This is a genomic window from Neiella litorisoli (genome assembly GCF_014773395.1).
Lineage (GTDB): Bacteria > Pseudomonadota > Gammaproteobacteria > Enterobacterales > Neiellaceae > Neiella > Neiella litorisoli.
The window spans coordinates 142,985-167,478 of record NZ_JACXAF010000004.1 but is presented as its reverse complement, the minus strand read 5'-3'; the positions used below and the strand labels follow the sequence as shown (position 1 = coordinate 167,478).

Sequence of the window (24,494 nt, the reverse complement as noted above, 5' to 3'; positions counted from 1 at the left end):
CAGGCGACAAAATTGCTACCCCTGTATTGAGAAAACAGGGGGAGTTATACCAATCCATGTAGACATTTGCCCACTCAGCGTAACGAGAAAGGCTAGCAATCAAGGCAATGACCGTGTGGCATAGTCATTCTCTGGGATATGGGCATTAACGAAGAGTGCTAGCCTTTATCGAACGCCTGAAAGGAGCGTTCCAGAGCCGCTATTTTGTCGTTATTCTCAGCCAGAATAGAGGCACTATTCATGACTGAAAATGCCTAAAACTATCCGCTCTGGACTCGCTCTGAGTTGAGCAAATGTCTACATGGATTGGTATTTATTTGGTGTCAATGATCTGATGTGGAAGACCGGTGAGCGGATCGAGCTCGATGCGACGATTGGCCGGTAACTGCAAATTGATTTGCTGAGGTAACGGTGTTGAGCTTGGCTCGAATCCGAAGTAACTAAGGCCTTGTTGGCTGTGCTGAAAATGACGCTCAACCATCAATGGCGGCAGGGCGTAATCATAAAATGCCACTTCATCGATTAGGCCGGTAAACGCTTCATTAAACACCCGATCTTTGTCTGGTGGGTTTCTAAATCGCTCAGTTAAGTTTGGCGAATTACCAATGTTGGCGGCACCCGTACCGCCGCTTAGCATTTTCAGACCAGGGGGATATTGGTAATAGGCGAGCATTTCCCCGTTGATATAAATCGCTTTTAGTCCCGAGCTGACATCGTAAGTTGCCACCACATGGAATGTTTTGCCGCTATTAATCTCGGCAAGGGAAGGGCGGCCGTCTACACCGTCCAGCGCCAGTTTCAGTTCGTGATAGCCTTGGCCGACCAAATACAGGCCAAAACTCAGGCTTTCGGCGTAGTCGCCTTGGGGCCGTACAAAGCTTTTATTGGTGTGGTTATGCTGAAAGCTCAGCAACATCCGCAACTCTTTATCGGCTTGATCTTTGCGGAAGATTTCATCCATGTCGCCTTTTTCCGCAGAATAATTGGGCGCAACTAAGGCTTCGATAGTGACGCCGTCAGTCGCCGCAAATGAGCCCGTTGCCGGAGCAATGCCACCGCCGCTACCGACATTAATGCGAGCGTCATAACTATTATCAAATGAATAGCTGTACTTGCCGACCAAGCCGGGCGCTTTGGTCGCGCCTGACGACACGATACCATCCGAGCTGCCAGCCGAATCGATAGCGCGGTCGGTTTGGCCTTCAAATGGCCAATAGTGAGTCGGGCGCCAGCGCTGCGGCAGCAGTACCGTTTGCTTGCCGCTGGTCACGACCGGTTTGAGCGGCCTTAAATCCAATGAGACCGTCGATTCGGAGCCATAGAGACTAAATGTCGGCCCATGCAATATCAGCTTGTGCTGATTGGCGTGGGTAATTGAAATGGCCCCTTGTTTTAACTCCAACTCATGATTGTTGAGAAATTTGACCCGGCTATGGGGCGCCAATTCAATGGTTTCACCGGTCGCCAGTTGCAGGGTCGCTTGATGGTCGGTGTGATACTCGCCAGCGTACAGAGTATGACCATCGATATGACCCAAATTCACAATCGATAAGTTGCCCGAGACAATAGCGGCGCTAAATTCTCGCGGCGTGTGCTGCTCGCCCATTTCATCCAGCCAAAACAGCATGGCGATGAGTAAGCTCGCTAGCATGATAACCAGAGCCACGAATTTGAGGCGAGTGGGGCGCTTGGCGGTTTGTTGGGGTTCTTGTTGGCCGTGTGTTTGCTCTGCGGCTATCGGCTCAGAAACAATCTGCTCCGAAACGCCTGTGAGCGTTGGTGGCTCGATGTCGTTGGCGCTTGAGTTTGGCCGCACGATAAATTCTTCGGTCATCCTCCGATAAACGAATTCCATGGGCGCATCCGCCGCTGATGATAAGCGCACATGCATGCCAAGGTATTTGAGGTAATAGGCTTTGGCCGCAGGGTTGTTGTGTAACAGTTGTTCTAATTGCTGCAGCTGAGATGGTGAGACGGTGTCATCGCAAATCGCATCGGCAATTTCGCGGACCTGTTGGTAGCGATCGTCGAGGCTCATTGGCAATCTCCATCAAGCTTGGGCTCGATGCAGTCAAACAGCTTTTTGCGCAGCTTGTGGATCGCTTTGCGAATGGCATGGATCGAGCGGCCGGTATCATCGGCAATCTGCTGGGCTTTTAGGTTATTGACATAAAACCGAGTGTAAATCTGCTTTAAGGTACTTGGCAGCAAGGCGCAGCAATGTTCTAACCGGTGCCATTGTTGTTCTTGTTGGTGGACGTCCGAATCCATTGTTTCCGAATCCATTGCTGCGACATCTTGTTGCAGCTCATCAAGAAAGCTATCGCTTAACCCCAACGTCAGGCGCTTGTGCTTGCGGCGATAATCACACACTCGATTAAATGCGATGCCGTTGGCCCATTTGGAAAAGTTGGTGCCAAGCTCAAATTTGGCGAAATCTTTCCACAGCGCCATGCTGGTTTCTTGAAAAATATCATCCGCCGCCGCGCGGTTGGTGACAAATGCATAGATGTAGGTGTAGAGCCGGTTTTTGTCGGCATTGAACAAAGCCATAAAGGCAGCTTCTTGGCTGTCAGCCTTTGAAACCTGCCCGCAATTCTGGGCTGCCACGACTTGCTTCGACACTACTACACACCACGTCTCTGTGAAAAAACGAAGCACAGACTATACGACAAAGCGCTCTGCTCGGTAAAAAAAATTACGCCGCTTTCGCCGATGTCACATTTTTTTCTGAAACAGGGTATCAACCTGAAAAATCCCGGCCTTTTCTAACTAGAAGCTCAGAACCATTAACCAAGTGCGCATCCACAATGAATCGATATTTAGTCACCCTTGCCTTAGTTTTTTCAATATTCACCGCTTCGGCCAACTCGCTGGTGGATACCTTTGAATCGCCCAAAGAGACCGATAAACCTTGGGCATTTTGGTATTGGATCAATGGCAATATGACCCAGGAGGGCATCTACGCCGATCTCAAATCGATGGCGGACGCCGGTTTGGGCGGCGTCTTGCTGATGCATATTAACGAGCATGGCATGGTGCCACAGGGACCGGTGCGCTTTCTTTCCGATGACTACCAGCAATTGTTGCAGTTCACCTTTAAAACCGCCGCTGAGCTGAACCTGCAAGTCAATCTCTACAACGGCGAGGGCTGGTCTGTTGCCGGTGGCCCTTGGATTTCACCCGAGCTGGGAATGAAGGAATTGGCGTGGAGCGAGGTGAATATCAGCGATCGCAATCAAGCCATTAAATTTGCCAAATCACATGCCCCGCTTGGCTACTATCAGGACATTGCCACGCTCGCTTTTCCTACGCCAAAAGGCTTTGTTGAGCCCAACTTCCAACAGTTGCTTGATGAGGTGAGGGTTTCTGGCGAAAAGTGGTACCAGCCAAGTGCGGCGAACAAGGCGGTCGACGGTGACTGGAATACCCAAGTGTCGCCAACGCTTGATGAAAAGACCGGCGAAATCTATATCGAACTTGATTTCGAGGAGCCTTACACCTTTCGCAACGCGTTCGTTAAATTTGCCGCCTACGGCATGATGGGGCGCAACTATCTGTTGGTGTCCGATGATGGTGACAATTATCGCGAAGTCGCTTCTGCTCATCGCGGTCAGATTTATGACGACATTGGTTGCTTCCAATTTGAGCCGGTCACAACCCGTCATGCCAAATTGGTGTTCAAGCCAACGGACAACAAACTGCTCTACACGGCAATGCCAAAAGTGCAGGTGTCAGTGCGCGAAATTGCTTTAGATAACCGCCCTCGCATTGATGATTGGTGCAAAAAAGCGGCGCACTCATTCCCGTTCTTCGATCCGAAAGCTGAGCGCCAACAATTCAGTCAGCAAATCGATTCAGCCAATAGTATTGCTCTTGATTCGATTATCGATGTCTCGCATCACCTAGCGACCGATGGCACTCTCAACTGGACCCCACCAAGCGACGAGTGGACCATTATCCGCTTTGGCATGTCGTCGACTGAAGCCATTAATCGACCGGCTTCGCCAGGCGGCGAAGGGCTTGAAGTGGATAAAATGAACGTCCGCGCGTTGGATGTTCACTTTGACAACTACTTAGCAACGGCTAAAAAGCTGGCTGGTGATCAGGTCGGTAAAGCATTCGCCAGCACCCATGCTGATAGCTGGGAAGTCGGGCGCCAAAACTGGACGCAGGATTTTGCTGATACCTTTGAAGCGATGCGCGGTTATTCGCCGATCCGCTATCTGCCAGCAACCTTGGGGTATGTCATTCACCATGACGATCATACCGAGCGCTTTTTATGGGATATGCGCAAAACCATCGCTGATTTAATTGCCGAACGGTTTTATGGCGGCATGACAGAGCGTGCCAATGCCATGGGCATCAAGTTTAGTGCTCAGTCGATGAAGCCCTTTATCGACAACCTCTATGCGTTGGGCCAAACCGATATTATTTATGCCAACAGCAGCTTTGCCGGTATCGAACCTGAGAACAACAAAAAGAATCAGGAGTTTACTTATCTGACGGCAAAAATGACCGCTTCCGCGGGCTCTATCTATGGCCGTCCGGTGCGCTCTGAATCATTCACCGCTAAGCCCGAAGCCAACCGTTGGCTCAATCATCCACAGTATTACAAATCGCAGGCTGATACCGATTTAGCCGCCGGCGTCACCAACATTACGCACCACCTATTTACCCATCAGCCTTGGACCAACTTAGCGCCGGGCATGACTTTGGGATATTGGGGCCTGCATTTTGAACGGACCCAAACCTGGTGGCATGAAATCAATGATTGGAATCAGTACCTGACACGCTCCCAGGGCATGTTAAAGCAGGGCCAGCCGGTGTTTGATATTTTGCATTTGCTCGGCGATGACTCCTCAACCAAATTCGACCGCAGTTTTGTCTATGAAACACTGCCGAAAGGTTATGACTTCGAATTTATTAGCAGTCACGGTTTACTCAACAAGCTCTACGTCAACAGCGATAAAAATTTGGCCTACGCCACTGGGCGCCAGTTCCGTATCTTATCGCTAGCCGATGATGTCTCGATGCGCCCAGAAGTGTTGCTGAAACTCAAGCACTTGCTGAAACAAGGGGCAGTGATTGTTGGTAAAGCGCCAAAACAATCGCCGAGTTTAGCCGGTGGTCTGGCAGCAGAGCGCTCCGTTGCCCAGCTGCGTGATGAGATTTGGGGAGAGCAATTCAGCAGTCAGGTATTCGATTCGATTGAAGCGGCGCTATCGGCGCTCAATATCAAGCCGGATGTGAGCATTTCTGGGACCGATAATCGCATTGTCTGGCGTCACCATCATGTCGCGGAGCAGCAGCTCGATTTCTATTTTGTCAGCAATCTCGATATGAAGCCGACTACTGCCAGCATTGAGTTTCGCGTCACTGGCAAAACGCCCGAGCTGTGGGACCCGATGACGGGTAAACGTCAGCGCATCCGCGACTTTCAACAGCAAGATGGTCGCACTCAAATGGAGCTGAACTTTGAGCAGGTCCAATCCTACTTCGTGGTATTTAGCGAGCAAGCGACAACCGAAAACACGGTCGATCACCGAGATTACCAGCTGACACAAACCATTGATCGCCCTTGGCAGATCGACTTCATCAAAGGGGTGAAAAAGCCGCAGCCGATTGCCATGCCGAGCTTGGTTGATTTGAAAGATCATGCGGTCGCTGACGTCAAATATTTTGCCGGTACCGCTCGCTATCAAACCAGTTTCGAGTTTAGCGGAAGCGCTGAACAGACTGGTAGCAAAGAGTTTGTCCTCGATTTAGGTCAAGTGCATCAGTTCGCTCGGGTTTATCTCAACGGCCACGATTTGGGCTTGAAAATGTGGGCGCCATACCGTTTTGAGGCCAGTCAGCACTTACGCGCAGGCAGCAATCAATTGGTTGTCGAAGTCACTAATTTATGGCCCAACCGATTAATTGGTGACGAACGTCAGTACGCCGATACCGCTAGCTGGAAGGTCAACGGTTATCAAGGCTCGCAATTGGTTGAGTTTCCTGACTGGCTGACTGGCCCATCGCCAAACCAACCGGGCGATCGCAGCACCTTTGCTACTTGGAAACATTGGAGCAAGGACGACGCCTTGATCCCATCTGGTCTGATAGGCCCCGTGAAATTACTTGAGCGATAGCGCCACCAATCGGTTTCGTGCGCTGCGAAATGGCATGTATTAGTGAAAGTGTCGGAAAGCACTAAGGATTGAACAATGAAAACAGGTTTATTTTCGATTGGTTTGGATACCTATTGGCCACAGTTTGATGGCCTTTTAGATAACCTAACCGGCTATCACAATCAGATCCGTGATCAGCTCAATGCCATGGGCACAGATTTGGTTGATGCGGGCATGGTCGATAACCCAGAAAAAGCCCGACAAGCGGCCCAGCTATTTAAGACGGAAGATGTCGATATCATCTTTTTGTTTATCTCCACCTATGCGCTGTCATCAACGGTATTGCCGGTGGTGCAAAAAGCCAAAGTGCCGGTGGTGATGCTTAATATTCAGCCGGTGGCGCAGCTCGATTATGAAACATTTAATGCCATGGGTGATCGCGGCAAAATGACCGGCTTGTGGCTTGAACATTGCCAGTCCTGCTCTTTGCCAGAGCTGGCGTGCGTGTTTAATCGCTCCGGCGTCGATTACCATGTGGTGTCGGGTTATCTGCAAGAAGATTATGTCTGGCAAGAAATCAAAGACTGGGTTGATGCCGCCAAAGTGGCCCACGGTATGCGCGAAAATCGGGTCGGCATCTTAGGCCATTACTACAACGGTATGCTCGATGTTTACAGCGACTTAACCCAACAATCGGCAACTTTTGGTAACCATTTCGAAATCCTTGAAATGTGCGAGTTGTTCGATTTGCGGCAAGCGGTGAGCGATGATGAAGTCAATGCCAAACTGGCCGAGTTTGCAGACAAGTTTGATGTCTCCGCCGAGTGTGAGCAAAGTGAGTTGCAGCGGGCGGCTAAAACCTCCGTGGCGCTCGATAAGCTTATCGCCAAACATCAGCTAGGCTCGATGGCGTATTACTACGAAGGCTCGGGCGAGTATGAAAACATCGTTACCTCTGTCATTGCTGGCAATACCTTGTTGACTGGCAGCAACACGCCGATTGCCGGTGAGTGTGAAATCAAGAACGTGCAAGCGATGAAGATCATGGATCTGTTTGGCGTCGGCGGCTCATTTTCTGAATTCTACCTCTCTGACTTCAAGGATGATGTGGTTTATTTGGGCCATGATGGTCCGGCGCACTTTGCCATTGCTGAAGGGCGGGTCGGACTGGTGCCACTGCCGGTCTATCACGGCAAACCGGGTAAAGGGCTGTCAATTCAAATGACCGTCAAACATGGCCCCGTGACCGTGATGTCAGTTGTGACGCGGCGCGATGGTTCGGTGTTTTTGCAAGTCTGTGAGGGCGAGTCTGTCGCCGGCCCGACGTTGCACATTGGCAACACCAATAGCCGTTATAAGTTCCCAATGGGGGCGCGTGAGTTTATGAATGACTGGTCACGCGGTGGTCCGTCGCACCATTGTGCGATTGGTGTCGGTCATATCGCTTCAAAGATTGAGAAATTTGCCGCCATTGTTGGCATTGAAGTGCGCAAATTGACGGCAGGCTAACGGTCTTCGTTCATTACTCGCTAGCCGGCTTCACATCGCTCACTAAACCAGTCACTGGATCAATAGTGATTCGATGGTGAGCCGGCAGTGGAATAATGAGCGCTTGGGGCAGGCTGGATTGGTTCGGCGTGACATTGAAATAGTTGGCCTGCTGCTGGGTCGATTGATAGTGCTGGCGAACCATATGGGCCGGCAGGGCGAAATCGTAAAAGGCGACTTCATCAATGACGCCCGAATAAGATTCCCTATCGGAATTGGGCGTATTGGGCGAGTTGCCGATGTTGGCCATGCCAGAGCCGCCGCTGAGCATTTTCGAGCCGGCAGGGTAGCGATACCAAGCACCGATTTCACCGTTAATGTAGATAGCCTTGAGGCCCGTTCTGACATCATAGGTGGCAACAATATGATGAGCCTGACCGTCTTTTAAATCGGCCAGTGTTGGCCTGCCATCTTTGCCATCGAGTGGCATGCGTAAGGTGTGGTAGCCCTGACCGACTAAGTACATACCAAAGCCAATGGCTTCGCCGGTAATTCCCTCGGGTTTGATCTGTGCCGTGTCTTTGCTGTTTTGAAAGCTCAGCAACATGCGATGCTCTTGGTCGTGCTGATCTTTTCGGAAGATCTGGTCAATTTCGCCGTGGAGTAACTCGGCTTTTAACTGGCTGTCGTAATGGGGTACCACTAGCGCTTCGATGGTCACACCATCGGTTACCGAAAAACTGCCGGTTGCTGGCGCAGTGCCACCGCCGCTGCCAACGTTGATGCGCGCTTCGGCGCTGTTATCAAACAGAAAGGCTCCATTGCCGATAATGCCGCTAACTTTGCTGGCGCCACTGCCGACAATTCCAGAAGCTTCGCCGGCATAATCGACAACGCGATCACTGCGGCTGTCAAACGGCCAATAATGATTGGGCCGCCACCGCTTGGGTACTAAATGCGCTTCTTGCGCCGTGGTGACTACCGCCGGATCGGCGCCGGTCAGATCGATGGTTACATCACCGCCGCCAGAGTGAAGTTGGAACTGGGGGCCAGCAAAGATGATGTTGTTGCCGGTTGCGTGCTGAAGTGCTAATTGGCCTTGAATCAGTTCAATTTCTGCGGTGTTGTAGAGCTTTAGTTGGGTATCTTTGGCCAGCGCTAAACGCTCGCCAGTTTGCAGCGCTAAGGTCGTGGCTTGTTGGGCGTGATAGAGACCAGGGTAAAGGCGGTTTGCCTCTATCTTGCCAAATCCTTCGATTCGTAAGGTGCCGTTATCCAGTATTTCTGCGAGGTGGTCATCTGAGTTACCTTGCAGCAAAATCAAGGTCACCATGGTCGCCAACAGACCGATAAAAACCCCGAGTAACAACAGCCACTTGTTAAAATGGCGAGCGGCTAATTGTGACAGTGAGGGGGATTCGATGGTTTCTGTCGCCGGCTGGCTCTGGCCAAGCTCGCTTGGTTGAGCGCAGTGCTGGTTTCGACCTTGATGACCAAAGTTCGGGCGGATCACCACTTCATCGACTTGTAGACGACGCCGCACCACCTCCATTGATGGGCCAACATCGGCCAGCATGTGAACGTGCATTTCAATGTATTGGTAGTAAAACTGCTGGGCTTGCTGATCACCGGCCAGCAGTTGTTCAAGCGTAGCGACTTGTTCTGGCGTCGCCTCCTGCGAACAAATGGCGTCGGCGATCATACGGATCTGTTCAAATTGATCGGTGCGATTCACAACAGGCCCTCGCGCTTTTTCTGATCAATGCAATCAAACAGTTTTTTGCGCAATTTTTGCACTGATTTGCGAATAGCAAATACTGAGCGGCCAGTGCGCTCGGCCACAACTGGGGCGCTGGCATTTTCGATATAAAAATCGCAATACAATTGTTGCAAGGTATTTGGAAGTAACGCGCGGCAGGCTTGCAGGGCACGCCAGCGCTTTTCACTTTCGTGACCGAGCGGATCGCTTTGGGCGATGGTAGCAGCGACTTGCTCAGCGAGATCATCGCTTAACCCCAGTTTGAATCGCTTATCGAGACGGCGATAGCTGCGAACTCGGTTAAAGACGATACCATTTGCCCACTTTGAGAAATTGCTGTCGGCTTCAAACTTGTCGAAGTCGCGCCACAGCAGCACGCTGGTCTCCTGAAAAATCTCATCGGCGGCGTCTTTGTCATGGACGAATGCGTAGATGTAGGCGTAAATGCGCCTTTTGTCGGCTTCAAATAGCTGAATAAAGCTATCTGAACGACTGGGCAGCTGAGCGCTATTGCTTGTTAAGGCACCTTTGGCTGACATTCAGGTCACTATCGTTCGGTTCGCGGTCGTTTGGGATATTAAATTGATGCACCTTAAGAACGCGGTGCCAGCTTAGCCGTGAAGACAAGAGGCACCGCGGATGTAGCCAGAGACAAGTTAGCCTTTGGGCTGGAACTTGCCGTCTTGCCACAGATACAAGCGTTGAGCCGCACCTTTGCGAACATTCAAGATCACAGCAACTGTATCCCCTGTTTCATTACGCACCGGACTCATCTCCATGCGCGCTTTAGCGACGCTCAGGTGGTCTTCAACGATGCGCCAGTCTTGGCTGTTAGCATTGGCTCGGCTTGCCGAGGCAAACACCGCATCGCCCTTGCTAGTTTTGTACAGCACCATGGCTTGATTACTAGAGCTATTACCGCCCACCAGTTCGAGGTTGATCATGTTGGCCACTGGTTTACCGGTACTATCGGTCAGGGTGCGATTTTCTGTTCCCGGCAGGGGCTGGCTATGAGTCCACTTGCCATCTGCAAAGGAAGTCATCCGCCACTCTCTAATACCCGGCGCGCGAACCTGATAAGCCACCGCCGCTTGGCCGTTTTCGAGTACTAACGGCGTGGTACTAAAGCTGGTCTCACCATGTTTTTCAGAATCATAAGCCAGCGTCATCTGGTTTGACGCAGCAATGGTGATTGGCAGCGTTAGCTTCTCGTTATTGGCGTTGTAAAAGGTATCGTCAGTGGTGTCGAGCTTCATGTAGTAAGCATTGAGACGACCGTAGTTTTGCTTGTTGTGGATTTCTTTGAAGTTACAGGCATGCCACAAATAGCTAATTGCAATTTCGGTATCTGACACCTTTTCCGGCTTGATGTAATGGGTATCAACGGTAATCGGATCGCCAATTTGCGGCGTTGGCCAAGTGATTTCTACCGGCGGCTCAAAGGTCTTGTTGCCACTTTTCATCTTGTAATAAACCCAAGGTGATTTGTGGGTGCCTGCGCGGGTAAACAAGTAAATATCGCCATTGGCCATTTTGTGGCTGGCGGTGTAAGACGCAAACGGCGTGATGTCGTTGACTTGTTTAAACGAGCTAATGTCGTTGGGCTTTTCTGACACCACATGCAACATCCGGCCGCCGGCGTGTGGCGTGTCGAATGACATTGGATTCAAGCCATCTTCGCGTTCACCACCGTGGCCGCCATAAATGATATGGAAGTGGCCAAGGCTGTCTTGCTCAATGACCGGGCGACCATGGCTGTCGATTTTACGATCGCCTTTGGACAGCGTGCTTTCAGCGGCTTTGTATGGGCCATCCCATTGCTGGGTGGTGAGATCATAACTGGCGATGTAAGGGTCGGTTAACTTGCCCTGATAAACAATGTAGACCTTATTGTTACTGAAATCGTGCCAGCCAGTGTGCGGATTACCCTGTAAATTGTCGCTAAAGTGGCCTGCCGGTAACGCCGGTAATTTGCTTGGTAGCTTTTTCTTTGGCCCCAGATTTTCTTCCGGTAAGGCATAGATTTCACGGAAGCTTTTGCCGGCCGTGTAGGCATCATAAATCGGCTGGTACTCAGGGTATTGGCCATACAGGTACTGGTCAATGCGCCAGCGCCAGTATTCTGCGCTTTCAGGATCTTGTGGGTTAACCAGACCTTGTAGTGCAGCAAAGGTACCGTCGTGGTGAGAATGCTTGATAATCAGTGCGGTTCTTTGCTCGAAAAATGCTTGTTCGGTTAGGGCGCTGGCTGATGTTTCGGTCGCAGCGGTTACCGCACTTTGCGGTGATGAACAGGCCGTTGTTAAGGTGAGTGCTGATGAGCACAGCAGGGCAGGGATGAGTGCTTTGTTTAATTGCAATAGGGTCGCGAGTTTATTGCTTGTTGAATGGTGCATCGCATGGACCTTTGTCAGTCGGTTGATGACGTTACCTCTGGGTGCTAGATCGACCCAGAGGCATCAGCAGGTGCGGGCTGATAATTACAGCTCAAGCACTTCAATTTTGCGGAATTCCAGCAAGCCAAATTCGCCTTGAATACCAATGTGGCCGTCAAGGTTTTTGATACTGGTCGCAGTAGAAATTACTTCACCGTTTAGCTTCACTTCCAGCGTTTCGCCTTTGGCAGTGATCTCATAGGTGTGCCATTGACCGTAAGGCTTGTAGGCGCGCTTCAGTGCTTCTAAATCAAAAGTGTGTTGAAACTCTGGCGCGCCATAAGGCAGCAATTTACCTAAAGCGTTGCCTTCCATGGTGTCCATGGCTTGGACTTGGTAGCCATTGTTGGGATAGCCTTTTTCGTCCTGATGCATGGTTTCTTGAGTGCGCACAAAAATGCCGCTGTTGGCGCGGTCTTCCATGAAACGAAACTCGATGGTCAGCACGTAATCGGAGAATTTTTCATTCGAGCGCAGCCAGCCGGTGCCTCGATTTAACTTGATGACACCATTTGATACCGAAAATTGGCCATTGCTTTCGATGGTCCAGTTGCTTAAATCTGAGCCGTTAAACAGTTCGATCGGCTGATTGTCAGTGGTCGAGCTTGTTGATTGGCAACCGGTTAATGCGATCGTTGCTGCTAGCGCTAAAGTGGAAAGTAGTTTCATCATGAGTCCTTGTTATTTGGGGGCATGACGAATTGCCCCAAAGCGAATTACTAGCGCTAAAATAGCAAGAAGAAAAATCACCAACAATCATGATAAATCAAAATCACTCACAAAAGGTCGTTTTTGTGATCTGGCAAAGATGCGCTGTTCCAGAGATGATTCTCATTTAGCAAAACGCAAGGAAATTCAGCTTGATGACGGCAGCGGTTTGACGGAGTCTCGTTGAATCAGTTCCGGCACATAAGATTGGCTGGCTGCCGTTGACAGCGGCTGACCAAGAGCCATCGCTCGGGCAAGCTGAGCTGCGTGTTTGGCCATTTGTTGAATGGGGTAGCGCAGGGTGGTTAATTTCGGTCTGGAGTATTGAGACAACATGACATCATCAAACCCCAACACTGAAACATCCTGCGGCACCCGATAACCATTTGCCTCGAGTACTGAAATCGCGCCAATGGCCATGGCATCGTTGTAGGCGAATATCGCGCTAAATGGCTTGCCGCTGGCGATTAGTGCTTGGGCGGCGAGCTCGCCACCTCTAAGGCTCGGCTCATGCTTGACGATCAGCGGCTCGTTTGAAGCCTCAATACCACTGTGCTCAACCTCCTCGCGAAAGCCCTGCAAACGCAAATAGGGATCTTCAATTTCATAGTGGCTATTAATCACTGCCAGTTGTTGATGCCCCAGCGACAGTAAATGTCGGGCTGCAATGCGACCCCCTTCGATATTGTCCAGCCAAATGCATTTGTCTTTTACCGCCTCAATGTGGCGGTCAATCAGCACGAATCCGGGAATTTGCTGGCACAGCTCAACCAAAGTGTCATCGGCAATTAATTTTGAGTGGGCGATGATGATATCGCAGCGCTGTTCAATGAGGAGTTGAATGGCTTCTAACTCGGTTTGAGCCGAAATTTTACCGGTACTCAATAGCAGCTGATTGCTGGTTTCTCTGGCCACTTGCTCAACGCCGGTGGCTAACGACGCGAAAAACGGATCGCTGATCTCAGGGATCACCACGCCAATGGTTTTTGATTTGCGCGTGACCAAGGCGCGAGCATTGGCATTGGGGGTGTAACCCAGCTCATGCATGATCTGAATGATTTTGTCTCGGGTTTTGGGGCCAACCTTGGGGCCGTTGTTAACCACGCGCGAAACGGTCGCCGTTGAAACGCCCGCAACCTTCGCTATGTCCTTGATTGTCGTCATCTTATCGTCATTGAGTAAAGCCGTGATGGTGGCTTTTGTTGATCATTCGGCCGAACGCTCAGCGACTTTCGTTGGCTGGCACAAAGCATGATCAACAACATATTTTTAATTAAATTACATCAAATTTAATCATTAGTAATCGTTATTGATCGTTTTTGTTTGTATATTGCGCGTAATTAGTCAATTTAATGGGTTAAACGTTTAACCCAAGTTGACGGAACAAACCAAAAAAGGAAGAAAGCGACCACTATGAGCAGTGTTTTTGACCCGACTGAGCACCCGCATCGTCGATTCAATCCGTTGATCAACGAATGGGTACTGGTGTCGCCGCACAGGGCCAAGCGGCCGTGGCAAGGACAAGTCGAGACTCTTGAGCAAGGGCAAAAGCCCGCGTACGACGAATCGTGTTATTTGTGTCCGGGCAACACGCGTATCAATGGCGAGGTGAACGACAACTACACCACCACCTTTGTGTTTAATAACGATTTTGCTGCACTGAAGCCGGACACACCGAATGCAGCAAGTGATGACCCGTTATTTCGGATGCAAACCGAGCAGGGTGAGAGTCGAGTCATTTGTTTTTCGCCCGATCACAGCAAAACCATACCGCAACTCAGCTGTGATGAGATTGCCAATGTCGTTGCTACCTGGGTCGACCAATGTGCTGAGTTAGGGCAACAGTACCAGTGGGTGCAAGTGTTTGAAAATAAGGGGGCGATGATGGGCTGCTCCAACCCACACCCCCACGGCCAAATCTGGGCACAACAACATTTGCCGACTTTGATAGAAAAGAAACAAAGCAGCCAGCAGCAGTATTTTGAGCGCCAACAAGCGCCGCTATTGGCCGATTACGTGCGCCGAGAATTGGCCAATCAAGAACGCGTTGTAGTAGCCAATGACGACTGGGTCGTGGTGGTGCCCTATTGGGCAGCATGGCCATTTGAAACCCTGCTACTGCCTAAATTCAATGTTGCCCGAATGGTCGATTTAAGTGAGTCGCAGCAATCATCATTGGCTGACATCTTAAAGCAGATCACCATTCGCTATGACAACTTGTTCAATTGCTCATTCCCTTATTCGATGGGCTGGCATGGTGCGCCTTATGACGGTCAAGAACACCCTGAATGGACCCTTCATGCGAGCTTTTTCCCGCCGTTGTTGCGCTCTGCAACGGTCCGCAAGTTCATGGTCGGTTACGAAATGTTGGCCGATATCCAACGTGATTTGACCGCAGAACAAGCCGCAGAGCGCTTGCGTAGTGTGTCGGAAACTCACTTTAGTGAAACAAGGTAAAGGATTTATGTCTCAATTAGTTCAACTGGTGACGAGCGAGTTTGCCAACAAATTTGGCGCCGCTCCGAGTTATCTTCTGCAAGCGCCGGGCCGCGTTAACCTGATTGGTGAGCATACCGATTACAACGATGGTTTTGTGCTGCCCTGCGCCATTAACTTCAAAACGTTGGCTGCTGCTAATAAGCGCGATGATAATGTCGTGCGCGTGTTAGCGCTGGATTGCGACGGCCAAGTGGATGAGTTTTCAGTGAGCCAGCCGATTAGTGAGAGCCCTCAGTTGTGGGCCAACTACATTCGTGGCGTGGTGAAATACTTGCTTGAGCGCGGTTTCCAGCTTGGTGGCGCTGATATTGCCATTGCTGGTGACGTGCCGCGCGGTGCCGGTTTGAGTTCATCTGCTTCATTGGAAGTGGTCATCGGCCAGACCTTTAAGGCTTTGTATCAACTGGATATTAGCCAGCAGGACATTGCCCTAGTCGGTCAGCAAGCCGAGAACCTATTCGTTGGTTGTAATTGCGGCATTATGGATCAGCTGATCTCCGCCAAAGCAGAGCAACAGCACGCGTCACTAATCGATTGCCGAACCCTAGAAACCAAAGCTGTGCCGCTGCCGAGCGGTCATTCCATTGTCATTGTTAATTCCAACAAAAAGCGGGGCTTGGTTGATAGCGAATATAACCTGCGCCGCGAACAGTGCGAGCAAGCCTCGGCAATCCTTGGCGTGAAGGCGCTGCGCGATGTTGACTGGCAGCAATTTGAAGCCAAACAACACTTGTTACCGCCCGTTACTTTGCAGCGTGCTCGTCATGTGGTCAGTGAAAACGAACGCACCCAGCAGGCCGCAATCGCCATGGCCAACAATGACATGAGCCGCTTGCAAGCGCTGATGGCGGAATCTCATCAGTCGATGCGCGACGACTTTGAAATCACGGTGCCAGAAATTGATCTGCTGGTTGCCATCATCAAAGCCGAGATTGGCCAGCGTGGTGGTGTGCGCATGACCGGCGGTGGTTTTGGTGGCTGCGTGGTTGCGATTGTGCCTGATGACATGGTGCAACAGGTCAAGCAAGTGGTGCTGCGCGAGTATCCCAAACGCACCGGATTAACCCCCGATGTGTTCATTTGTTCTGCCGAAATTGGCGCAGGACAACACGATATGCAATTAACTGACTCTGTTATCTCCGCCGAATGTGCCGAAGTAGCAAGTTGTAGCGAGGAATAAAAATGAAACTCCATATGCTGGATACCAGCGTTTTTATCGCCTACGTCATTGGTTTGCTGTTTATTGCGCTGTGGATCTCCCGCGGTAGTAAAAACCATGAACGCAATACCGAAGACTACTTTTTGGCGAGTAAGGCTCTGCCTTGGTGGGCTATCGGTGCGTCACTCATTGCGTCGAATATTTCTGCCGAGCAGATCATCGGTATGTCGGGCTCAGGTTACGCGCTGGGCTTGGCGATTGCATCCTATGAATGGATGTCGGCCATTACCTTGATTTTGGTGGGTAAATATCTGCTACCGATCTTCTTGAAGAATCAAATCTACACCATGCCTCAGTACTTGGAGCAGCGTTTTGATAGCCGAGTTAAGACCGTGCTGGCACTGTTCTGGTTGGCTGTTTACGTGTTCGTGAACCTCACTGCGGTGCTGTGGCTTGGTGGTTTGGCAATCGAAACCGTAGCCGGCGTCGATTGGATGTTCGGGATGATCTTCCTCGCCGTGTTTGCTATTGCCTATTCACTCTATGGTGGTTTGAAGGCGGTTGCTTACACCGATATTTTGCAGGTGGTGCTGCTGGTGTTTGGCGGTCTGTTGCTGTCCTACCTGGCCCTTGATGCGGTCTCTGATGGTCAAGGTGTGATTGCAGGTTTTGGCGTATTGACCGACAAAGTGCCGGGCCATTTCGACATGATCCTCAGCCAAGACAACCCTAACTACATGAACTTGCCGGGGATCTCGGTATTGGTTGGTGGTATGTGGGTGATGAATATTAGTTATTGGGGCTTTAACCAGTACATTATTCAGCGCGCATTAGCGGCCAAAAACACCCAAGAGGCGCAAAAAGGTATTGCTTTTGCGGCGTACTTAAAACTGCTGATGCCAATTATTGTGGTGTTGCCGGGTATTGCTGCGGTGTTGTTGTACCCAGATTTGAGCAAGCCCGATGAAGCTTATCCGTCAATGATGAACTTGATGCCAGTCGGTCTCAAAGGATTGGTGTTCGCCGCCTTAGTGGCTGCAATTGTGTCGAGCTTGGCGTCAATGACCAACAGTATTTCGACCATTTTCACCATGGACATTTACAAGCCATTGCGACCAAATCGCAGCCAAACTCACTACGTCCACGTTGGCCGTATCGCCACCTTGTTGTCGCTGTGTATTGCCTTGTTCACAGCCCAGCCGCTGCTTGGCCAATTTGATCAAGCGTTCCAGTACATCCAAGAATTCACGGGTTTGTTTACCCCAGGCATTGTGGTGATCTTCGTGATGGGTATGTTCTGGAGCAAAACCACGTCGCAGGGCGCTTTGGCGGCAGCATTGGGCTCGGCCGTGTTCTCTGTCGGCTTTAAAGTGCTTTGGCCAGAATTGCCGTTCATGGACCGCATTGGTCTTGTCTTCCTGCTTTGCTTGGCCGCGTCGGTTGTTGTTTCCTTGATGGGCAAACGCACCTGCACAGACAACTCGGTGAGCTTGAGCGAAGTGAGTTTCGACACTGGCAAGTCGTTTAATATCGCTGCCGTTGGCTGTGTCATTATTCTGACCTGCTTCTATGTCACCTGGTGGTAATGAAATTAGCCATCGTTAACTCATAACCGCATTCCGACGACGCCTTAATTCCAGCGATGGAGTTAGGGCGTTTTTTTTGTCGGCTGTGATCAAACACTCAAATGCAAGGGTAAAACAAGCAAATTCGGTCATTACTGGTGAGCAAGCGGGTAGCAATTTGCCGTTTAGCTGCCTGATCTTTCTAAGTAACAAATTAATAACAAAACAGATAACGAAAATTCCACACTCAAAACCAGGAAAGGGTATTCACACAATGAATAACAAGAGTTACCCAATACAGGGCGTAACCAAGCTAGCTGCGGGCTGCTGTGCAAGCTTGCTGCTAATGGCATCAACCGGCGCCAATGCCGCAGTGACATTAGAGTCAACCACCAAAATTGCCGATAATGCGTTGCATTTTGATGGTTACGATATCGACTCCAGCACCTTTAAAAACCAAAACCTGAGCACCCAAGAGCAACAAGATGACAGCCGGTATCACTACAAATTTGGTGGCAGCATTTCTGCCCATGGTGATGCGGTCAAAATCTATAAGCATTATGTGTTCATGACTTGGTATCGTGGTGGTAAAGACGACCGTCACGTCATGCTGTCTCGTCTCAATACCAAAACAGGCAGCGTCAAAACCATTGAGTTTCCCCATCAACATACCGGCTATCAAGGTCGTTGGTGGATTGGTGAATCGCACAACACCATCGGTCTGGCGGTGAGTCCGATTAATGGCACCATCCACATGGTGTACGACATGCACGCCTACGGCGACAAATCAGTGCCGGATAACAAATATGGTGATTTGGAAAAATATCCGGATGAACCGTTTTTAAATGACTATTTCCGTTACAGCTATAGCCTCGCTGGTGCGGCAGAAGTAGCGGATGAAGACTTCACCCTAGTCAAACAGTTTGTGCCTGATACTAGTGAAGTCAGCGAGGGGCCGGATGATTATAAACATCTAGTGATGACTGGCGACCTCGACGATAAGCTCAATTTTTCTGCCTTCACATATCCTAAGTTCTTTGAAACGACCGAAGATGATTTACTGCTCTACATGCGCTGGGGTGGCAACAACAACGGTGCTTATTACTACAACAAGTACGATGCGTCTGCCGAAACGTGGAGCCGCTTTGATCCGTTTAACCATAAAGATCAGAAAAGTCATGGCTTAGACCATAACTGGGGTCTTTACGGCAATATGAAGTATTTTAACGGCAAACTTCGGGTCGGTTTCCAGCGGCGTAGTAGCAACAACAATGATAAGTACATCTACCAAAATGGTATTTATTACGCCTACTTGGATGATCCGGCGACGAACTTATGGCGCGATCACACCGGCAAGCAAATCACTTGGCCGTTGGTCGATGCCGATGAAATCAAGGTTTTCGAGCCGGGCGATTTGGTCAAAACCGAAGACACCTCAGCGAATGGCGCTGGCACACCGCCGGGCAAAGTCTACATTGTTGGTGGTTTTGATTGGGCGATGACCGACAAAGGTGACTTGCACTTTATTCATAAAGTACAAGACCGAGAATTCAACCAAACGGTGTATGGCCACCTCTATAAACCGGCTGGCGCCACTGAATTTATTCACGCTGATGGTATTCCGGGCGCAGAGAGCATTTACGCCGCCGGTGACGATATTTACATCATCGGCTTGCGCGACAAGAAACCCTATGTGCAAAAAGCAGTGGGCGGCACCACCAAGTTTGAAGAAGTGTACAGTGACACCACTACCACAATTAACTTCCAGCACGGCACGGCTTACATTAAAGATGGCAAAGTCTATTACTACTTAATGGAAGCAAAATCAGGTACCGCACGACCACTTCATTTACAAGTGATCGATCTGGGTATTGCAAAGGCGACTGTCAGCCTTGATCTGAGTGAGCCAACTATAGTGCAAGGCTATGACGCCCTGTCAGTAACCGCTGAGGTATCAACGCTAAGCAACAATACCAGTATTGAAAGCGTTGCTTTGTATATTGGTGATACCTTGGTTTCGACGCTCGATGCAGCGCCTTATCAGTGGTCACAAGCCGATGCGGCATTGCAGAACTTAGCACCGGGCAGCTATCAGCTAAAAGTAGTGGCGACCGATGATGGCAACACCAGCAGTGAAGCACTCGCGACTTTGACTGTACTGGATCCAACGCCAACTATTGCGGTGACCGAAGCTCCGGCATCGCTTACCGAAGGCTATCAAAACCTGTCATTTGGCGTTGAGGCAAGCTCACCGATCGCGGGTCGAGCGATTGCCGAGGTGACCTTGTTTGTCAACGGTTCAGAAGTAAGTAGCAAAACTGCAGCGCCATATCAATGGACGCAGGCAGAGTCGTTGTTGGCAACACTGGCGGTTGGCGCGCACACCTTCAAAGCGGTCGTCACCGATAGTGAAGGTGATAGTGCTGAAGCGACCATGACCATCCGAGTGACAGCCAAACCCGCCGAAGGTGGCTCGCCAAGTGCTGGAGGTTCGGGTGGCGGCGGTGGCTCAATGAACCCGTTTGGGCTGCTAATGTTAGCACTGCTTGGTTTGCGCCGAGTAGGGCAGAACAAGGCGGAATAGAGTGTAACTAACGCACTAGCTCTTAACCATAAAAAGCCCGATAGGCACTGATACCATCGGGCTTTTTTTGATCTAAACGCGGCGTTTAGGGCGCGTACTGACCGCCGTTGATATCCAATATCTGGCCGGTGATGTAGCTGCTAGCGGTGTGAGATGCAAAGAATAGGAAAGCCGGCGCACAGTCTTCGCCGGTGCCTAAGCGATTCATTGGAATACCGCTGGCGATGCGCTGGCGCGCCGCTTGATCTTTGTCTGCATGGAAGTTGGTGTCGATAACGCCAGGAGAGACGATGTTGAAGCGAATATTATCGGCGGTAAATTCTTTCACCCAAGCTCGATGAATGTTGTGCAACCAAGCTTTTGCCGCCGCATAAAGGCTCGCGCCTGGGCCGCCGCCTTGTCGCGCGGCAATCGAGCCGGTGCTAATGACCGCTGCTGAGGTGCCACTTTGTTGCGCTGATTGGCGCAAATGAGGAATCGCATATTTGGTGACCATCAACACCGATCGGGTATTAATGTGAGTGACATCGGCAAAGAAAGCATCATCAATCTCCTCGAGACCACGTCGCCCGCCGAGCGCACCGCCATTGTTAACCAGCACATCGATACCGCCAAAATGGCTGACAAAATCATTGACCAACCGCTGGCAGTCATCAGTGTTGCTCAGGTCGGCTTTGAAAAAGGCGATATTGCTGGAATATTGCTGCAGTTCTAACAGTGCTTGCTCGGCATGAACACCATCGCGGTAACTATTAATACCAACGCAAGCGCCCGCCTTGGCAAAGGCTTTTGCAGCGGATAAGCCGATACCTCGGGTTGAGCCGGTGATCAGTACGCGCTTGCCTTTGAGATCGTCAAACATGAGAAGTCCTTGAATAAGTCAATTGGTTGATACAACAGAGTGATATTAGCAGGGTAAGTTCCAAAAATAGTCCATTTACAATTGTCTTACATCACAATTCTTGTTGATATAGTCATAATCGGTCATTAGTGGTCTTTTTCTTTCTTCGGTGTTTTGTTACTTTCACCATTAAATTTCCAGCTTTAACTGACAGCGTCTGCGACAGCTGAAAAGCAACTCCATAACGAAGGTTTCAAATGAACACAAAAATGACTCTTTTGGCATCATCAGTCACCCTGATGTTATCTGCCTGTTCGGCGACTCAAACCGCATCGACTGGTGCTGATAGTAGTGCCGCGCCAATTGCCTGGCCTGAGCAAAATGTCGCTTTTTGTAGCGCCGCGTTAGACAAAGCGACAGAGCAATACGAAGGTTTTCGCACTGCCTATACCGATCCATTGAATATTCCGCGTTCGTTCACCGATGGCAAAACCCGCCAAGATGGCCCAATGGGTTGGACTGCCGGTTTTGTCGGTGGCAGCTTCTGGTACCTGTACGAGCACAACAAACAGGATAGCTGGTTGCAAACGGCAACGACATGGACCGAAGCACTTGAGCCTCAGCAATTTAACCGTAAAACCCATGACATTGGTTTTGTCATGAACAGCACCTTTGGTAATGGTCTGCGCTTGACGGGTAACGAAGCCTATTCGCCGATTCTGCTGAACTCAGCCAAAACCCTGATGGAGCGCTACAACCCTGAGCTGGGTTTAACCTTCTCGTGGAGTTGGGGCAACTGGGAATTCCCTGTGATCATCGACAACATGATGAATCTCGAGTTGTTATTTGAGGCATCGAAAGCCAGCGGTGATCCACGCTATTACGATGCTGCTGTGAGCCACGCAACCGTCACCATGAAGAACCACTTCAGAGAAGATTACAGCTCTTATCATTTGGTCAACTACAGCCGTACGCCGGGCAAGATTAACTGGAAGCAAACCTTCCAGGGCATTGCCGATGATTCATCGTGGGCACGCGGTCAGGGCTGGGGCGCATATGGTTACACCATGGTGTATCGTTACACCAAAGATGAGAAATTCCTCAACCATGCTCGCAACATCGTCAATTACATTTTGACCCACAAGAACATGCCAGAAGATTTGGTGCCGTACTTCGATTATGACGCGCCGGATCGTGACGACATTCGCAACGTGCGTGATTCATCAGCGGCTTCGCTGGTGGCAAGTGCACTGCTTGAGCTCGCGCTGTATGTCGATGAGGCCGAAGCGAAACGCTATCGTGAAGCCGCAATGACGATGCTGCGCAGCCTGTCATCGCCTGAGTACCTCGCCAGCAAAGGTGAAAATGGCCATTTCTTGTTGAAGCAAGCCACCGGTAACTATCCGGCAGATGAAGAGATTAATGGCGCCTTGAACTATGGCGACTACTACTACTTGGAAGCGTTACATCGTTGTAAAGCGACCCTGTAATCGCTTTAAATCAACAGAACCTAGTCATTAATAAGCGGGCAGCCCAGTGGTGGCTGCCCGTTGTCATTTTGGCGGCCCTTAATGCATTCCACGCATGAGTGACGCACTCAATCGCAAGCCAGTGAATCGTGTTCTATGTCGAGACGGATTGGCATCAGACCAAACCCAAATCACATTTTTTACCAAAAACATGATCTGACGATTGGTTTTAGTTATTGGTGAGCGGAAATGACTGGAAATTGTTAAAAGTGCGTGAGAGCATTGGTGCAACCGATTTAATCATTGTTAACGCGCAACGGGGCGCAAACGGTTATCTGTGTGTCGCCCGCGGTTAATTCACATTCAGACGAGAAAACACGATGAAGATAAAGCAAGCTGTTGAACGCGTACCAGGCGGTATGATGTTGGTCCCTCTGTTCTTGGGGGCGGTGATCAATACGCTGGCACCTGATTCTGCGGAATATTTTGGTGGCTTTACCAAAGGTATTATGACCGGGATCCTGCCAATCCTTGCGGTTTGGTTCTTTTGTATCGGGGCAAGTATTGATCTGAGCTCAACCGGTACCGTGTTGAGAAAGTCCGGTACGTTGGTTGTTACCAAGATCGCAACAGCTTGGGTGGTCGCGATTATCGCCGCTAACTTGCTACCAGAGCACGGCATCGAAGCCGGCTTGTTTGCAGGCCTATCAACGCTGGCCATTGTCTCTGCAATGGACATGACCAACGGCGGCCTCTACGCCAGTTTGATGAACCAGTACGGTACTCGTGAAGAGTCCGGCGCATTCATTTTGATGTCATTGGAATCTGGCCCATTGATGACCATGCTGATCCTTGGCTCAGTTGGTGCTGCATCATTCGAACTGCATCACTTCATCGGTGCGGTATTGCCATTCTTGGCCGGCTTTATTCTCGGTAACCTTGATATCAGCTTGCGCGAATTCTTCAGCCGTGCCAGCTCGATTATGATTCCATTTGTTGGCTTTGCATTGGGTAACACCATTAACCTTGGTGTGATCTTCGAGACTGGTTTGCTGGGTATTTTGTTAGGTATTTCAGTTATCGTGATTACGGGTATTCCACTTATCTTTGCTGACCGTTGGATTGGTAAAGGTAACGGTACCGCTGGTGTTGCCGCCTCTTCAACAGCCGGTGCAGCGATTGCCAACCCTGCTGCGATTGCCGCCATTGAACCTAAATTTGCGATTGCCGCTCAAAGCGCCACCGCATTGATTGCGACCAGCGTCATTGTGACCTCCATCATCGTTCCGATTATCACCGCGATGTACAACAAGCGCTACGGCGATCCTGAACAATCGGGTGTTGACGCCATGTCCGATGTTGACGGGCAAACAGCCGAAGTTCACCACCACTAAATCTCCAATAAGTGTTTTGGGCGGGTCACCATGGACGGTACCTGCCCAATATATTCTGACTCCCTTCAATCCCAGCTCTCGATTTTCCTTCACTCGCTTTACCAAGAAACGTCCGCATTCCTAAACATTTCTCTAAGTGCTCCTCTAAATATTCCTCTGATTTTAATTACCGAATAATCAACGCCTCTAGCGATTCTGACTTCACTCTGAGCAGAACAAATGTCTGCATGGTTTGGTATTCACTGACTATTAAAGGTGGTCTGGCAATGGGCGCTGTACTGTTCGATGAAAGGGCAGGATTGCGAAAGCATGATCAATAACATACTTTCAGTCAAAACACGTCACAAATTATCAATAGGAGTCTTTTTCGGTCTGTTGCTTTTGTGTAATATTCCAGTCTAATTACAACAGATTACACAAGTTGATTATTGAGCTGCGAAGCGGGTCAAACAACAACGGTTAATTGAGCCAGTAAAGTAG

General features: G+C 50.2%; 16 protein-coding genes. 8 read left to right on the top strand and 8 right to left on the bottom strand.

Annotated elements, in window-relative coordinates:
* Positions 1-313: 313 nt before the first annotated feature.
* Together IC617_RS04505 and IC617_RS04500 are read right to left on the bottom strand one after the other, a co-directional pair.
* Positions 314-2,038: a LamG-like jellyroll fold domain-containing protein gene (locus IC617_RS04505; RefSeq protein ID WP_191143788.1), complete on the bottom strand. Its 1,725-nt coding sequence runs from the start codon at positions 2,036-2,038 to the stop codon at positions 314-316.
* The gene (locus tag IC617_RS04500) at positions 2,035-2,625 is read right to left on the bottom strand and encodes a sigma-70 family RNA polymerase sigma factor (RefSeq protein WP_369410359.1); all 591 of its coding nucleotides are present in this window, start codon (positions 2,623-2,625) and stop codon (positions 2,035-2,037) included. The genes IC617_RS04505 and IC617_RS04500 overlap by 4 nt, the downstream gene beginning before the upstream one ends.
* A gap of 185 nt (positions 2,626-2,810) precedes the next feature.
* Here IC617_RS04500 and IC617_RS04495 point away from each other — a divergent pair, with 185 nt between their 5' ends.
* Both IC617_RS04495 and IC617_RS04490 read left to right on the top strand, forming a co-directional pair.
* Positions 2,811-6,134: a glycosyl hydrolase gene (locus IC617_RS04495; RefSeq protein WP_191143787.1), complete on the top strand. Its 3,324-nt coding sequence runs from the start codon at positions 2,811-2,813 to the stop codon at positions 6,132-6,134.
* A 75-nt stretch (positions 6,135-6,209) separates the two neighbouring features.
* Positions 6,210-7,622, top strand: a complete 1,413-nt coding sequence (locus tag IC617_RS04490; RefSeq protein ID WP_191143786.1) for an L-fucose/L-arabinose isomerase family protein — start codon at positions 6,210-6,212, stop codon at positions 7,620-7,622.
* Positions 7,623-7,635: 13 nt separating this feature from the next.
* Here IC617_RS04490 and IC617_RS19030 read toward each other — a convergent pair whose 3' ends face one another.
* From IC617_RS19030 to IC617_RS04465, 5 genes are all read right to left on the bottom strand, one after another.
* Positions 7,636-9,336 carry a LamG-like jellyroll fold domain-containing protein gene (locus IC617_RS19030; RefSeq protein ID WP_191143785.1) on the bottom strand — a complete coding sequence of 567 codons (1,701 nt, stop codon included), beginning with the start codon at positions 9,334-9,336 and terminating at the stop codon, positions 7,636-7,638.
* Positions 9,333-9,899: a sigma-70 family RNA polymerase sigma factor gene (locus tag IC617_RS04480; protein ID WP_191143784.1), complete on the bottom strand. Its 567-nt coding sequence runs from the start codon at positions 9,897-9,899 to the stop codon at positions 9,333-9,335. Before IC617_RS04480 ends, IC617_RS19030 begins: the two co-directional genes overlap by 4 nt.
* A 117-nt stretch (positions 9,900-10,016) precedes the next feature.
* A complete protein-coding gene (locus tag IC617_RS04475; protein ID WP_191143783.1) occupies positions 10,017-11,756 on the bottom strand; it encodes a hypothetical protein in 1,740 nt (579 codons plus the stop codon).
* Between the two features lie 84 nt (positions 11,757-11,840).
* On the bottom strand, positions 11,841-12,464 hold the full coding sequence (locus IC617_RS04470; protein ID WP_191143782.1) for a 3-keto-disaccharide hydrolase: 624 nt from the start codon (positions 12,462-12,464) through the stop codon (positions 11,841-11,843).
* A gap of 186 nt (positions 12,465-12,650) precedes the next feature.
* Positions 12,651-13,667 (bottom strand): LacI family DNA-binding transcriptional regulator, encoded by a 1,017-nt coding sequence (locus IC617_RS04465; RefSeq protein WP_191143781.1) that lies wholly within the window; start codon positions 13,665-13,667, stop codon positions 12,651-12,653.
* A 249-nt stretch (positions 13,668-13,916) separates the two neighbouring features.
* Here IC617_RS04465 and IC617_RS04460 point away from each other — a divergent pair, with 249 nt between their 5' ends.
* From IC617_RS04460 to IC617_RS04445, 4 genes are all read left to right on the top strand, one after another.
* Positions 13,917-14,960: a UDP-glucose--hexose-1-phosphate uridylyltransferase gene (locus tag IC617_RS04460; protein WP_191143780.1), complete on the top strand. Its 1,044-nt coding sequence runs from the start codon at positions 13,917-13,919 to the stop codon at positions 14,958-14,960.
* Positions 14,961-14,967: 7 nt separating this feature from the next.
* Positions 14,968-16,182 carry a galactokinase gene (galK, locus tag IC617_RS04455; protein WP_191143779.1) on the top strand — a complete coding sequence of 405 codons (1,215 nt, stop codon included), beginning with the start codon at positions 14,968-14,970 and terminating at the stop codon, positions 16,180-16,182.
* 2 nt (positions 16,183-16,184) lie between these two features.
* A complete protein-coding gene (locus IC617_RS04450) occupies positions 16,185-17,747 on the top strand; it encodes a sodium/sugar symporter (protein ID WP_191143778.1) in 1,563 nt (520 codons plus the stop codon).
* 253 nt (positions 17,748-18,000) lie between these two features.
* Positions 18,001-20,310, top strand: coding sequence for a BNR-4 repeat-containing protein (locus IC617_RS04445; RefSeq protein ID WP_191143777.1), 2,310 nt, complete (start codon positions 18,001-18,003; stop codon positions 20,308-20,310).
* 85 nt (positions 20,311-20,395) lie between these two features.
* On the opposite strand, the gene IC617_RS04440 is transcribed toward IC617_RS04445, so the two are convergent.
* On the bottom strand, positions 20,396-21,172 hold the full coding sequence (locus IC617_RS04440; RefSeq protein ID WP_191143776.1) for an SDR family NAD(P)-dependent oxidoreductase: 777 nt from the start codon (positions 21,170-21,172) through the stop codon (positions 20,396-20,398).
* A 236-nt stretch (positions 21,173-21,408) separates the two neighbouring features.
* Here IC617_RS04440 and IC617_RS04435 point away from each other — a divergent pair, with 236 nt between their 5' ends.
* Positions 21,409-22,641 (top strand): glycoside hydrolase family 88 protein, encoded by a 1,233-nt coding sequence (locus IC617_RS04435; RefSeq protein ID WP_224745775.1) that lies wholly within the window; start codon positions 21,409-21,411, stop codon positions 22,639-22,641.
* Between the two features lie 359 nt (positions 22,642-23,000).
* On the top strand, positions 23,001-24,014 hold the full coding sequence (kdgT, locus tag IC617_RS04430; protein ID WP_191143775.1) for a 2-keto-3-deoxygluconate transporter: 1,014 nt from the start codon (positions 23,001-23,003) through the stop codon (positions 24,012-24,014).
* Positions 24,015-24,494: the final 480 nt, after the last annotated feature.